Below are 13,358 nucleotides of genomic sequence, written 5' to 3'. Positions count from 1 at the left end.
GGCGCCGACTCCTCCTCGTGGAGGTGTCGGCGCCACCCGATACCGTCGAACCATGCCCAACACGCCCACCCCGCCCCCCAACCTGGCAGTCCTCGAAGGGGTCCTGGAGCGGATCACCTACGCCAACGAGGAGAACGGCTACACCGTCGCCCGTGTGGACACCGGGCGCGGCGGCGACCTCCTCACCGTGGTGGGCTCGCTGCTCGGCGCGCAACCGGGGGAGTCGCTGCGGATGGAGGGCCGTTGGAGCTCCCACCAGCAGTACGGCAAGCAGTTCGTCGTGGACAACTACACGACGGTCCTCCCCGCGACCATCCAGGGCATCCGCCGCTACCTCGGCTCCGGACTGATCAAAGGCATCGGCCCGGTCATGGCCGACCGGATCACCACCCACTTCGGCACCGACACCCTCGACATCATCGAGAACGCGCCCCAACGGCTCGTGGAGGTCCCCGGGCTCGGCCCCAAGCGTACGAAGAAGATCGCCGACGCCTGGGAGGAACAGAAGGCGATCAAGGAGGTCATGATCTTCCTCCAGTCGGTCGGGGTCTCGACCTCGATCGCCGTGCGGATCTACAAGAAGTACGAGGACGCCTCGATCTCCGTTGTGAAGAACCAGCCCTACCGGCTGGCCGCCGACGTCTGGGGCATCGGCTTTCTGACCGCCGACCGGATCGCCCAGGCGGTCGGTATCCCGCACGACAGCCCGGAGCGGGTGCGCGCCGGACTCCAGTACGCACTCTCCCAATCCTCCGACCAGGGCCACTGCTACCTCCCCGAGGAGCGGCTGATCGCGGACGGGGTGAAGCTCCTCCAGGTGGACACCGGCCTGGTCATCGACTGCCTCGCCGAACTGGCCGCCGACCCGGAGGGCGTCGTACGGGAGAAGGTGCCGGGGCCGGACGGCGGCGAGCCGGTGACGGCGGTGTACCTCGTGCCCTTCCACCGGGCGGAGCTCTCCCTCGCCGGGCAGGTGCGCCGGCTGCTGCGGACTCCCGAGGACCGGATGCCCGCCTTCAGGGACGTGGACTGGGAGAAGGCCCTGGAGTGGCTGGCCCGGCGGACCGGCGCCACCCTCGCCCCCGAGCAGGAGGCGGCGGTACGGCTCGCGCTGAGCCGGAAGGTCGCCGTGCTGACCGGCGGGCCGGGGTGCGGGAAGTCGTTCACCGTACGCTCCGTGGTCGAGCTGGCCCGCGCGAAGAAGGCGAAGGTCGTGCTGGCCGCCCCCACAGGACGGGCCGCGAAGCGGCTCTCCGAGCTCACCGGCGCCGAGGCGTCCACCGTGCACCGCCTCCTCGAACTGAAGCCGGGCGGGGACGCCGCGTACGACAAGGACCGTCCGCTCGACGCCGATCTGGTGGTCGTGGACGAGGCGTCCATGCTCGATCTGCTGCTCGCCAACAAGCTCGTGAAGGCGGTGGCACCCGGTGCCCATCTCCTGCTCGTCGGCGACGTCGACCAGCTCCCCTCGGTCGGCGCGGGCGAGGTGCTGCGGGACCTGCTCGCCGAGGGCGGGCCCGTCCCGGCCGTCCGGCTGACCCGGATCTTCCGCCAGGCCCAGCAGTCCGGCGTGGTCACCAACGCCCACCGCATCAACTCCGGACAACCGCCGCTCACCCAGGGGATGGACGACTTCTTCCTCTTCGTGGAGGACGAGACCGAGGACGCCGGGGTGCTCGCCGTGGACGTCGCGGCCCGCCGCATCCCGAAGAAGTTCGGCCTCGATCCGCGCCGCGACGTCCAGGTGCTCACCCCGATGCACCGCGGCCCGGCCGGTGCCGGGCACCTCAACGGCCTGCTCCAGCAGGTCATCACCCCCGGCCGCCCCGAGCTGCCGGAGAAGCGGTTCGGCGGCCGGGTCTTCCGCGTCGGGGACAAGGTCACGCAGGTCCGCAACAACTACGAGAAGGGCGAGAACGGCGTGTTCAACGGCACCGTCGGCGTCGTGACCTCGCTCGACACCGACGAGCAGCGGCTGACGGTGCGCACCGACGAGGACGAGGAGATCGGGTACGACTTCGACGAGCTGGACGAGCTGGCCCACGCCTACGCCATGACGATCCATCGTTCCCAGGGCAGCGAGTACCCGGCGGTCGTCGTCCCCGTCACCACCAGCGCCTGGATGATGCTCCAGCGGAACCTGCTCTACACCGCGGTGACCCGTGCCAAGAAGCTCGTCGTGCTGGTCGGCTCCCGCAAGGCGATCGGGCAGGCGGTCCGCACGGTTTCCGCCGGGAGGCGCTGCACGGCGCTGGATTTCCGGCTGAGGGGAGGGGCGGAGGAAGACTCACCGTAAAAATGATCGATCAAATCGGTGGGAAACATCACGCAGGGCTTCCGGAACCACCGGGGAGGGGGCAGGATGACTAAGTTGGCGGCACTCAGTGCCGCCATTAGGTCCAATGGACGACCCCGAGTGCACTCTCCTGAGCCAAATGGGGGAGGGTGGAGACATCAGGGCACAGGGCACCTTGAGACAGTCAGGGCACCTCGAAGAAGAGGCACTACGTCGGTGAGGGATGACGTGAGCGAGCACACCAACAACGCTGTAGTACTGCGGTACGGCGATGACGAGTACACCTACCCGGTGATCGACAGCACCGTCGGCGACAAGGGCTTCGACATCGGGAAGCTGCGGGCCAACACCGGCCTCGTGACGCTGGACAGCGGCTACGGCAACACGGCCGCCTATAAATCCGGCATCACCTACCTCGACGGTGAGCAGGGCATCCTCCGCTACCGCGGGTACCCGATCGAGCAGCTCGCCGAGAGCTCGACCTTCCTTGAGGTCGCGTACACGCTGATCAACGGTGAGCTTCCGAAGGTCGACGAGCTGTCGACCTTCAAGAACGAGATCACCCAGCACACCCTGCTGCACGAGGACGTCAAGCGGTTCTTCGACGGCTTCCCGCGTGACGCCCACCCGATGGCCATGCTGTCCTCGGTCGTCAGCGCGCTGTCCACCTTCTACCAGGACAGCCACAACCCGTTCGACGAGGAGCAGCGCCACCTCTCGACGATCCGCCTGCTGGCGAAGCTCCCGACGATCGCGGCGTACGCGTACAAGAAGTCGATCGGTCACCCGTTCGTCTACCCGCGCAACGACCTCGGCTACGTCGAGAACTTCCTGCGGATGACCTTCTCCGTCCCCGCCCAGGAGTACGAGCTGGACCCGGTCGTCGTCTCGGCGCTGGACAAGCTGCTCATCCTGCACGCGGACCACGAGCAGAACTGTTCGACCTCCACCGTGCGTCTGGTCGGCTCCTCGCAGGCGAACATGTTCGCCTCGATCTCCGCCGGCATCTCCGCGCTCTGGGGCCCGCTGCACGGCGGCGCCAACCAGTCCGTGCTGGAGATGCTGGAAGGCATCCAGGCCAACGGCGGCGACGTCGACTCCTTCATCCGCAAGGTGAAGAACAAGGAGGACGGCGTCCGCCTGATGGGCTTCGGCCACCGGGTGTACAAGTCCTTCGACCCGCGCGCCAAGATCATCAAGGCTGCCGCGCACGACGTCCTGTCGGCCCTCGGCAAGTCCGACGAGCTGCTCGACATCGCGCTCAAGCTGGAGGAGCACGCGCTCTCCGACGAGTACTTCGTCTCGCGCAACCTCTACCCCAACGTGGACTTCTACACCGGTCTCATCTACCGGGCCATGGGCTTCCCGACCGAGATGTTCACCGTGCTCTTCGCGCTCGGCCGCCTCCCCGGCTGGATCGCCCAGTGGCACGAGATGATCAAGGAGCCGGGATCGCGTATCGGCCGCCCGCGCCAGATCTACACGGGTGAGGTCCTCCGTGACTTCGTCCCGGTCGAGGGCCGCTGACGTACCTGGACCGGATCGCTCCGGGCGCCGGGTGAACCGGTACGGCGCGACGACCGCGTGAGCCACGTGGCGCCGTGCCCGTAGGGCACTCGCCGTAGTTGCCGCACCGGTGTCGCCCGTAGGGCCCGTAGTACCCACTGTCCCGCAGTGCCCGGGGCAGGAGAAGTACCCGTACCGCCAGGCCTCTTCGGCCGACTGCCTTCGCCCCGCGTACCGCGCTCGCACAGAGCGCGGTGTCCGGGGCGATTCGGCGTTCCGGGGCGGAGCGTGACGACCGGCACGGCGGTCCCGCCGTGCCCGCGCGGTCCGACATGCTCCCGCCGGTCCGACGCGCGATCCGGCGCGGAAAAGCAGGAAGCGCCCCGCCGCCGATCCCCCCACGGGTCGATGACAAGGCGCTTCCCATGTCCCGGAGCGGATTCCCCCCACGGGATCCGGCCGGGCGTCTTCAGGGAGTCTGCACTCCCTTGTCCTGCTGCGGTCCGCCGGGGTACGTACGGGAGGGCCGCTCAAAGCTCCCCGGTGCACGTGCCCCGGCCAACGCGTGCCATGAAGCGTCCCCCAAGACACTTCATCGGACGTCCCCCAAGACATCCTTGGCATTGCACTCTAAGACTCACGAACCCATTGAATGGTTACCCTCAAATCGATGTGATCTAGATCTCTTTGTGGAAGTTACGTGAAGGAGCGCAAGCGCAGGCTGTTCGTCACGACGAACACGGAGGAGAACGCCATGGCGGCTCCCGCGATCATCGGGTTGAGCAGGCCGAACGCAGCAAGAGGCAGGGCTGCCACGTTGTACCCGAAGGCCCAGACGAGGTTGCCCCTGATGGTGGACAGCGTACGCCGCGAGAGCCGGATCGCGGCCCCCGTCACCTTGAGATCTCCACTGACCAGTGTGAGATCGCTCGCCTCGATCGCCGCGTCCGTCCCCGTACCCATCGCCAGCCCCAGATCCGCGGTGGCCAGAGCGGCCGCGTCGTTCACGCCGTCGCCGACCATCGCGACCGCCCGGCCCTCGGCCTGGAGCCTTCGCACGATCTCCACTTTCTCCTGCGGCAGCACCTCGGCGTAGACCTCGTCGATGCCGACCGCGCGCGCCACCGACTCGGCCACGGCCCGGTTGTCGCCGGTCAGCAGCACCGGGCGCAGGCCGAGCCGGCGCAGCTCGGCGACCGCCTCCGCGCTGCTCTCCTTCACGGTGTCCGCGACCTCCAGGACCGCGCGGGCCTCCCCGTCCCAGCCGACCACCACGGCCGTAGCGCCGGTGGCCCCGGCGAGCGCCGACTCCAGTTCCGGCGGCAGCGTGATCCCGGCTTCCGCGAGGAGTGCCGGGCGGCCGACCAGGACCGCGTGTCCGTCCACGGTGCCGCGCACGCCGAGCCCGGCGACGTTGCCGAAACCGCTGACGGGTGCCGGTGCGCCCAGGCGCCCGGCCGCCGCGGCGGCCACCGCACGGGCCACCGGGTGCTCGGACGCGTGTTCCAGCGCCCCGGCCAGCCGCAGCGCCTCGTCCTCGTCGGTGCCGGGAGCGGTGTGGACCGCCCGGAGCGCCATCCGGCCGGTGGTCACGGTGCCGGTCTTGTCCAGCACGATCGTGTCGATGCGGCGGGTGGTCTCCAGGACCTCGGGACCCTTGATGAGGATGCCGAGCTGCGCGCCGCGCCCCGTACCGACCATGAGGGCGGTCGGAGTGGCGAGCCCCAGCGCGCAGGGGCAGGCGATGATCAGTACGGCGACCGAAGCCGTGAACGCGGCCGTCACGTCGCCCGTCATCAGCAGCCAAACCACCAGCGTGGCCACCGCGATCAGCAGCACGACCGGTACGAAGACCGCCGACACGCGGTCGGCGAGGCGCTGCGCCTCGGCCTTGCCGTTCTGGGCGTTCTCCACGAGCCGGGCCATCCGGGCGAGCTGGGTGTCGGCCCCGATCCGGGTCGCCTCCACCACGAGCCGGCCCGAGACGTTCACGGTGGCTCCGGTGACCGTGGCCCCCGGCCCCACGTCGACCGGTACGGACTCACCGGTGAGCATCGAGGCGTCCACGGCGGACTCGCCCTCGGCCACCGTGCCGTCCGTGGCGATCTTCTCGCCGGGACGGACCACGAAGCGGTCGCCCACGGCGAGCCGAGCGACCGGGACGCGCACCTCCGTGCCGTCACTCCTGAGCACGGCCACGTCCCGGGCACCGAGGTGCATCAGCGCCCGCAGTGCCGAACCGGCCTTCCGCTTGGACCGGGCCTCCAGGTAACGACCCAGCAGGATGAAGCTCACCACCCCGGCCGCGACCTCCAGATAAAGCGCGGAGGAGGCGTCGGAGCGGGAGGCCACCAGGTCGAAACCGTGCCGCATGCCCGGCATCCCGGCATCGCCGAGGAAGAGTGCCCACAGAGACCAGCCGAAGGCCGCCAGCGTGCCGACCGAGACCAGCGTGTCCATGGTCGCGGCGCCGTGCCGGAGGTTGGTCCAGGCTGCGCGGTGGAACGGCAGCCCACCCCAGACGACCACCGGGGCGGCGAGGGTCAGTGAGAGCCACTGCCAGTTGTCGAACTGGAAGGCCGGGACCATCGAGAGCAGGACCACCGGCACGGAGAGCAGCACCGAGACGACCAGGCGCTGCCGCAGCGCGGCGAGCGGCCCGACGTCGTCGCCGTCGGTGCCGGCCTGAGTCCCGGGCGCCTCGCCGGATATCGCGACGGGCTCCGGTTCCGGCGGAGGTGGGGGCGGGGTGGCGGTGTAGCCGGTCCGCTCGACCGTGGCGACGAGATCCGCGAGATCCGTGCCGGGGCCGAAGGAGACGTGAGCCTTCTCGGTCGCGTAGTTGACCGTGGCCCTCACGCCGTCCATCCGGTTCAGCTTCTTCTCGACACGTGCCGCGCACGAGGCGCAGGTCATGCCGCCGATCGTCAGCTCGGTCTCGGAGACTTCCGGGGCCGGGACCTCGGCAGTGGTGATGCTGGCCATGTCCGAACTCCTGGGGGAAACACATCGGGCCGTACCCCACCAGTATCTGCTGGCGGCATCCGGCCCGAAGGGTGAGGGACGGGGCACGCCGCCGCGGTCCTGCGGCGGTCCGGTGCCCCCGTGCGGTGTCGGTCTGCCGACGGGGGTGTCAGGCCCTGCCGATGTACTCGTACCCCGCCTCGTCGACGGCGGCCCGCACGGCTTCCTCGGTCAGCGGGGCGCGGGAGGAGACGGTCACCCGGCCGGTGGCGGCGACCGCCTTCACCTCCGTCACCCCGTCGACGGCGGAGAGCTCCTCGGTGACGGCGCCCTCGCAGTGGCCGCAGGTCATGCCCTTCACTTCGTACACCGCGGTGACCGAGTCGATCCGCACCTCGGCGGGCACGCCGTGGTCGGCCCCGGACGAGCAGCAGGAGCGGGTGGCCTGAGGGGTTCCGGTCTCGGCGGTCATGGTCGTTCTCCTCTGATCGGATGCCGAAGCGCGTGGTCCGCGGCGTCGGCCGGAGGGCCAAAGCGCAACAAATCGGCACATTGAGCGTTGTCATGAGGACTCGGTTCGGCCGGTGAACGTCCGGACCGGGCCGAAGCTTCATTGCCTCATCTCCGAGAGTATACCCCTAGGGGGTATCAAGGCGAGCGGCTCGCCCCGGTCGCGGACACCGCACGAGCCCGCTCCTGGCGGGACCGCAGGACGAGCGCCCGGAGCCACCACACCCCCACCAGGGTGGTCGCCACCGTGCCGCCCACCGAGAACAGGGTGAAGAGGTGCTGCTGCTGGTCGGTGGCGTCCTCCAGGTACCCCTGCGCCGACATCGCGTCCACCGTCCCGTCGTCGGTGACCCGGGCTACCAGCCAGAGGGCGATGCCCCGCATCGAGTCCCACAGGGCGTGCAGGACGGCGACCCCGAGGAAGGTGCCGACGACCGTCGGCGGAAAGCGGAACCGGCCGCCCGGCTCCCGGTGGACCAGCAGGACCCCGCCGGCGATCGCCGTCCACAGTCCGTGCCCGAAGGGGGAGAGCACCCCGCGCAGCACCTCGGTCTCCAGCAGCGCGCGCAGATCGATGCCGTCCAGCGTGACCGCCGCGTTGAAGGCGTACCCGGCGCTCTCGAACGCCGCGAAACCGAAGCCGACCGTGGCGCCCAGCACCAGGCCGGCTCTCCGGCCCCGGACGGCGTGGTGACGCCGGAGGACGAGCATCAGGGCGCCCAGCTTCACCGCCTCCTCGATCAGGCCGACGCCGAGGAACAGCCAGACGGAGGTCCGGTGCAGCAGGTAGTACTCCAGGACCGAGGCCCCCAGCACCCCGAGGATCCCGCCGGCCAGGAACGAGCCGAGGATCAGGGCCGGCCCGAGGTCCTCGCCGTGCCGCTCGTACGCCCAGAGCACGAACACCGCCGGTACGAGAAAGCTGCCGAGCAGGATCAGCGTCGGCAGCAGGGTGGAGTTCTGGGTGAGGTACGTGGCTCCGGCGGCGAGCGCCCACGAGGCGATCCCGCCCCAGAGGCAGCGTCGCCACAGTCCGGGGCGCGGGCGGGGCGGGCCGGGCGGTGGGTCCGTCGGCGGGCCGGGCGGTGGTGGGGAGTGCGAGGGCGGGGTCGGGGGGTCGGGGGAGGACCAGTTCACGCCGGCTCCAGTTGGCGGGCCTCCCGTCCTCCCGCATCCCGGGAGGGGGAGGTGGGGGAAGCGGAGAGGGGATCGGGTGAAGTCGTGAGAGATCGGGCGAATCGGTGAGGGATCGGGTGAGATCGCCAAAGCCTATGGTCTGCGTGCGAGCCGGGACGTAAAGGGCGTGTCGTGGGCGCGTGGCCGTCGTTGGTGGGGCATGTCGTCGCGCTGTTCGGGATGTTCCGGGGCATATGCCGCCGGGTGGTGTTCCCTCCGCGGCGCGGGTCGCGCCCCGTGCCGAGGTGCCCGCCGTGCCGCGCGGTCAGGCGGAGTCCGGGGTTCGGGAGAGCCGGTTCGCCTCGTCGAGCAGAGGATTCAGGTAGCGGAACATCACCGTCTTCAGCTCGCCGGCGAATGCCTCCCGCTCCTCGCCCTCGTGCGTCATGATCAGGTCGATGCCGGCCTTGAACAGCTGGAAGGTCATGATCCCGACGAGTCGTATCCGGGCGGCGGGGAGCTCCGGCAGGTAGCCCGCCAAAAGGGCTTCGACGCGGGTGAGCATCGCGTCGTGAACGGCGTCGTGCTTCTCGGTGATGCGGCCGGGCACCTCGCCGCCGTGCATGAGGACGCAGAACGCCGGGTTCTCCGTGTTGAAGGCGATCAGCGGGTCGAGAACCGTGTCGAGCATGCGGTCCAGCGCGAGTTCGGTGTGGCTGAGCGTGATGGCTTCGCCGTACGTCTCCTGCCAGCTGTGCAGGAGACGGTCGCCGAGCTCCACGGCGATCGCCTCCTTGTTGGGGAAGAACTGGTAGAGCGTGCCGGGCGAGACGCCGGCCTCGCGGGCGATCGCGTTGGTGCTGGCGGCGGTGTACCCCTGGGTGCGGAACACGTCGGCGGCGGCCGAGAGCAGCTGGACGATCCGGGCCTCGCCGCGCGCCTGGCGGCGGCGGGGAGGCGGAGTGCCGCCGTCCGTGTCCGGGGTCGCGGAAGGTGCCGGGGGCGCCGGGGGTGTCGTGCGGCCGGCCGCGCCGGCCCTGCCCCGTGCGCCTCCCGGCGCCGTCGGCTCCTCTGTCGCCGCGGTGGTGGCCCGCTCGGCGCCCGTCCCGGCTCCGGTCTCAGGCATGGCTCATCCCCAACCCTCAAGAGAGTGATTGACAAACGCGAGCGGTTGCTCGCATTCTTGAGAAACGCGAGCGAGCACTCGTGTTTGCCAGTCTACGTGGCAATGGCCGGTCCGTGCTGCCCCGCGCAGCCCGGGCCTGGTGGAGGGGACACCGCATCATGCCTGTAGTCGAGGGCCCGCAGCGGCTCGGTGGCTGGACCCGTTTCGTGACGGCGCGGCCTCGGCTCGCCCTGCTGGCGGCACTCGTGCTCACCGCGCTCGCGGTGTTCGCCGGGAGCGGTGTCGGCGACCGGATGGCCAGCGGCGGCTGGGAGGACCCGGCCGCCGAATCGACCTGGACGACGCGAGCGCTGGAGCGGGAGTTCCCCTCTTCCCAGCCCAATGTCCTGCTGCTGATCGACAGCGGGGCCGCCTCGGTCGACGATCCTGCGGTGGCGGCGGAAGCCGCGCGCCTCACCGACCGACTCGCCGCCGAGGAGGGGGTCACCGGCGTCGGCTCGTACTGGCAGACCTCCGCCCCCGCCCTGCGTGCCCGGGACGGACATGAAGCACTGGTCGCCGCGCACATCACCGGCGAGGAGAAGGCTGCCGGAGAGACGCTCGACCGGATCGCCCCCCTCTTCGAAGGGGAGCACGGTCCGGTGGAGGTCTCGGTCGGCGGACCGATCGCCGTGCGGCACGAGATGCAGTCGATCATCCAGCAGGATCTGCTGAGGGCGGAGCTGTTCGCGCTGCCGGTCACCCTTGCCCTGCTGGTGATGGTCTTCGGCAGCGCGGTGGCGGCCCTGCTGCCCCTCGCCGTGGGCATCGTGGCGATCCTGGGAACCAACGCCGTGCTGCGCGGCATGACGGAACTGACCGACGTCTCCGTGTTCGCCCAGAACCTCACGACCGCCCTCGGCCTCGGGCTCGCCGTCGACTACGCCCTGTTCATCGTGCGCCGGTTCCGCGAGGAGATGGCAGCCGGCGCGGACCCGCGCTCCGCGGTCGGCACCACACTCCGCACGGCGGGGCGCACCGTGCTCTTCTCCGCGCTCACGGTCGGGGTCTCACTCTCGGCGATGCTCGTCTTCCCCCAGTACTTCCTGCGCTCCTTCGCCTACGCCGGAATCGCGGTGGTGCTTCTGGCAGCCGGGGCGGCCCTCATCCTGCTGCCCGCCGCGCTGATGCTGCTCGGCCCCCGGGTCAACGCCCTGGACCTGCGGCGCGCGTCGGTCCGCCGGGGAGGTGTCGGGGCGGCGCAGCGCGTGACGGCCGGCCAGGGCTGGGCCCGTCTCGCCGACCTGGTGATGCGCCGCGCCCCTGTCGTCGCCGTGGCCACCACGGCCGTGCTCATCCTGCTGGGGCTGCCCTTCCTGGGCGTGAAGTTCGGTACGGCCGACGACCGCCAGCTGCCCGAGAGCTCGACGTCCCGCATGGTGCAGGACCACATCCGCGAGGAATTCCCCGGATCCCCGGGCGGTGGCCTCACCCTGCTCGCCCGAGGGCCCGCGACCCCCGCCCAGTACACCGCGCTCCGCGAGCGGATCGCCGCCACGGAAGGGGTGGCGCGGGTGGACGGCCCGGTGACGGTGGGAGAGTCGGCCGCCTACGGCGTGGTCCCCGAGGGGGAGGCGGTCGGGTCCGGGGCCCAGCGGCTCGTCCACGACCTCCGCGCGCTCGACGCGCCCGTCGAGACCTCGGTGACCGGGACGGCCGCCGTACTCGTCGACTCGAAGGGCGCCATCGCCGACCGGCTTCCCTGGGCCGTCGGCATCATCGTCGTGGTGACCCTGCTCCTGGTCTTCCTGCTCACCGGGAGTGTCCTGATCCCCGTCCAGGCCATAGTGCTCAACACCCTCAGCCTGACGGCCATGTTCGGCGCGGTCGTCTGGGTGTTCCAGGCCGGCCACCTGTCCGGCCCGCTCTCCTTCACCAGTACCGGTGACATCGAGACCACTCTGCCCGTGCTGATGTTCTGCGTCGCCTTCGGGCTCTCCATGGACTACGGCGTCTTCCTGCTCTCCCGCATCAAGGAGGAGCACGACCGGACCGACGACCACGAGGGCTCCATCGCCTTCGGGCTGCGCCACACCGGCGGACTCATCAGCGCCGCCGCTGTGATCTTGGCGGTGGTGATGGTCGCCATAGGGACCTCGCGGGTGACCAACACGAAGATGCTCGGACTCGGCATCGCGCTGGCCGTACTGATGGACGCCATGGTGGTGCGCAGCCTGCTGGTGCCCTCGGTCATGAAGGTGATGGGCCGGGCCACTTGGTGGGCACCCGCCCCACTGCGCGCTCTCCACCGGAGATTCGGCCTCGATGAGGGACCGGCCACCGCCCCGCCCGCGCACACGGCCTCCGTACCCGGTCAGGGGGCGGACGGCCGGGGTGGGCTGCGCGACGCCCGCGTCCGGCGGGGGCCGGAACACCTCGACCGCCGGCGGTAGTCGAGGCCGACGCCACGGCGGCCCGACGCCTCGACGGCCGGGGAACCGCGGCGGTACGCGGAAGCGGCGGTACACGGAAGCGGTGGCAGAAGGGCGGATGGGCGGGGAGAGAGTGGGGACACGGCCGGTTGGCGCACCGTACCGTCCCCACCGGGCGTCCCGCCGGGACGCGTGACGTGACGGAGGGCGGGCCATGCGGGCAGTGGTGTTCGAGGAGTTCGGTCAGGAGGCGCGGGTCCGGGAGGTGCCCGATCCGGTCCCGGCCCCGCAAGGGGTGGTGGTCCGGGTCGAGGCGACCGGGCTGTGCCGGAGCGACTGGCACGGCTGGATGGGGCACGATGCCGACATCGCCCTCCCGCACGTGCCGGGCCACGAACTCGCCGGAGTGGTCGAGGCGGTCGGCACCGGAGTCGCCAACTGGCGCCCCGGTGACCGGGTCACCGTCCCGTTCATCTGCGCCTGCGGGCGGTGCGAAGCCTGCGCGGCGGGAGCGCAGCAGGTGTGCGAGCGACAGACCCAGCCAGGGTTCACCCACTGGGGCTCGTTCGCCGAGTACGTCGCGCTGGAGAACGCCGACGTCAACCTGGTGGCCGTGCCCGAGGAGCTCTCCTTCGCCACGGCGGCCGGTCTGGGGTGCCGGTTCGCCACGGCGTTCCGTGCGGTGGCCGGCCGGGGCCGGGTCGCGCCGGGGGAGTGGGTGGCGGTGCACGGCTGCGGTGGGGTGGGGCTCTCCGCCGTGATGATCGCGGTGGCCTCCGGGGCCCGGGTGGTGGCCGTGGACGTCTCGGCCACCGCGCTCGACCTGGCGAAGTCGTTCGGGGCGGCGGCGTGCGTGGACGCGTCGGCGCACCCGGAGGGCGCCGACGCCGTCGTCCGTGAACTCACGGGCGGCGGAGCGCACCTCTCTCTCGACGCCCTCGGGTCGCCGGTGACCTGCGCCGCCTCCGTACGAAGCCTGCGCAGGCGAGGACGCCATGTGCAGGTCGGGCTGCTGCCCCCGGCGGCCGGGGACCCGGTCGTCCCGATGCCCCGAGTCATCGCGCTGGAACTGGAGGTCCTCGGCAGCCACGGAATGGCGGCCCACGACTACCCGCCGATGATGGACATGGTCCGGGCGGGGACGCTCCGCCCCGACCTCCTGGTCACCTCCGCCATCGGTCTGGCCGAAGCCCCCGCGGCGCTGGCCTCGATGGGCACGGCCCCGGCGGCGGGGGTGACGATCATCGAACCGGGGCGCCCGCGCGCCGCGTAACCCGCGCGACGGGACGGCTGCGCGGACCGGCGGGGGCGCGAACTGTCCGGCCGCCGAGTGGCGGGGGGGGGGCCCCCCCCCCCCCCCGCCGCCCAGGCCGGCGCCGCGCGCGCCCCGCGCGCGGCCCGCCCCGCCCGGCCGGGCCCGGGGGCGTAT

General features: G+C 71.2%; 8 protein-coding genes. 4 read left to right on the top strand and 4 right to left on the bottom strand.

Annotation, left to right across the window (positions count from 1 at the left end; all coding sequences use genetic code 11):
• Positions 1-52 precede the first annotated feature (52 nt).
• Positions 53-2,296, top strand: a complete 2,244-nt coding sequence (locus ACFWEP_RS22145) for an ATP-dependent RecD-like DNA helicase (RefSeq protein ID WP_387372075.1) — start codon at positions 53-55, stop codon at positions 2,294-2,296.
• Positions 2,297-2,524: 228 nt separating this feature from the next.
• The gene (locus ACFWEP_RS22140; RefSeq protein ID WP_327175894.1) at positions 2,525-3,823 is read left to right on the top strand and encodes a citrate synthase; all 1,299 of its coding nucleotides are present in this window, start codon (positions 2,525-2,527) and stop codon (positions 3,821-3,823) included.
• 675 nt (positions 3,824-4,498) lie between these two features.
• Here ACFWEP_RS22140 and ACFWEP_RS22135 read toward each other — a convergent pair.
• The 4 genes from ACFWEP_RS22135 to ACFWEP_RS22120 form a co-directional block, all read right to left on the bottom strand.
• Positions 4,499-6,787 (bottom strand): heavy metal translocating P-type ATPase, encoded by a 2,289-nt coding sequence (locus tag ACFWEP_RS22135; protein ID WP_387372073.1) that lies wholly within the window; start codon positions 6,785-6,787, stop codon positions 4,499-4,501.
• A gap of 148 nt (positions 6,788-6,935) precedes the next feature.
• Positions 6,936-7,238 carry a heavy-metal-associated domain-containing protein gene (locus ACFWEP_RS22130; protein WP_387372071.1) on the bottom strand — a complete coding sequence of 101 codons (303 nt, stop codon included), beginning with the start codon at positions 7,236-7,238 and terminating at the stop codon, positions 6,936-6,938.
• A 176-nt stretch (positions 7,239-7,414) separates the two neighbouring features.
• Positions 7,415-8,413 (bottom strand): PrsW family intramembrane metalloprotease, encoded by a 999-nt coding sequence (locus ACFWEP_RS22125; RefSeq protein ID WP_387372069.1) that lies wholly within the window; start codon positions 8,411-8,413, stop codon positions 7,415-7,417.
• A 304-nt stretch (positions 8,414-8,717) separates the two neighbouring features.
• The gene (locus ACFWEP_RS22120; protein WP_387372067.1) at positions 8,718-9,518 is read right to left on the bottom strand and encodes a TetR/AcrR family transcriptional regulator; all 801 of its coding nucleotides are present in this window, start codon (positions 9,516-9,518) and stop codon (positions 8,718-8,720) included.
• Positions 9,519-9,676: 158 nt separating this feature from the next.
• On the opposite strand from ACFWEP_RS22120, the gene ACFWEP_RS22115 reads away from it, so the two are divergent.
• Both ACFWEP_RS22115 and ACFWEP_RS22110 read left to right on the top strand, forming a co-directional pair.
• Positions 9,677-11,950, top strand: coding sequence for an MMPL family transporter (locus tag ACFWEP_RS22115; protein ID WP_387372065.1), 2,274 nt, complete (start codon positions 9,677-9,679; stop codon positions 11,948-11,950).
• 193 nt (positions 11,951-12,143) lie between these two features.
• Positions 12,144-13,202, top strand: coding sequence for a zinc-dependent alcohol dehydrogenase family protein (locus ACFWEP_RS22110; RefSeq protein WP_387372063.1), 1,059 nt, complete (start codon positions 12,144-12,146; stop codon positions 13,200-13,202).
• The last annotated feature ends 156 nt before the right edge of the window (positions 13,203-13,358 follow it).

Source organism: Streptomyces sp. NPDC060198 (genome assembly GCF_042728415.1).
Taxonomy (GTDB): domain Bacteria; phylum Actinomycetota; class Actinomycetes; order Streptomycetales; family Streptomycetaceae; genus Streptomyces.
Note: the sequence above shows the minus strand (reverse complement) of the source record. Positions and strands in the feature narration are given on the sequence as shown.

Bases quoted from the DNA above. Each gene is read 5' to 3' on its own strand.
- ACFWEP_RS22110 (WP_387372063.1), top strand. From the start codon at position 12,144: ATGCGGGCAGTGGTGTTCGAGGAGTTCGGTCAGGAGGCGCGGGTCCGG.
- ACFWEP_RS22145 (WP_387372075.1), top strand. From the start codon at position 53: ATGCCCAACACGCCCACCCCGCCCCCCAACCTGGCAGTCCTCGAAGGG.
- ACFWEP_RS22120 (WP_387372067.1), bottom strand. From the start codon at position 9,518: ATGCCTGAGACCGGAGCCGGGACGGGCGCCGAGCGGGCCACCACCGCG.
- ACFWEP_RS22115 (WP_387372065.1), top strand. From the start codon at position 9,677: ATGCCTGTAGTCGAGGGCCCGCAGCGGCTCGGTGGCTGGACCCGTTTC.
- ACFWEP_RS22135 (WP_387372073.1), bottom strand. From the start codon at position 6,787: ATGGCCAGCATCACCACTGCCGAGGTCCCGGCCCCGGAAGTCTCCGAG.
- ACFWEP_RS22130 (WP_387372071.1), bottom strand. From the start codon at position 7,238: ATGACCGCCGAGACCGGAACCCCTCAGGCCACCCGCTCCTGCTGCTCG.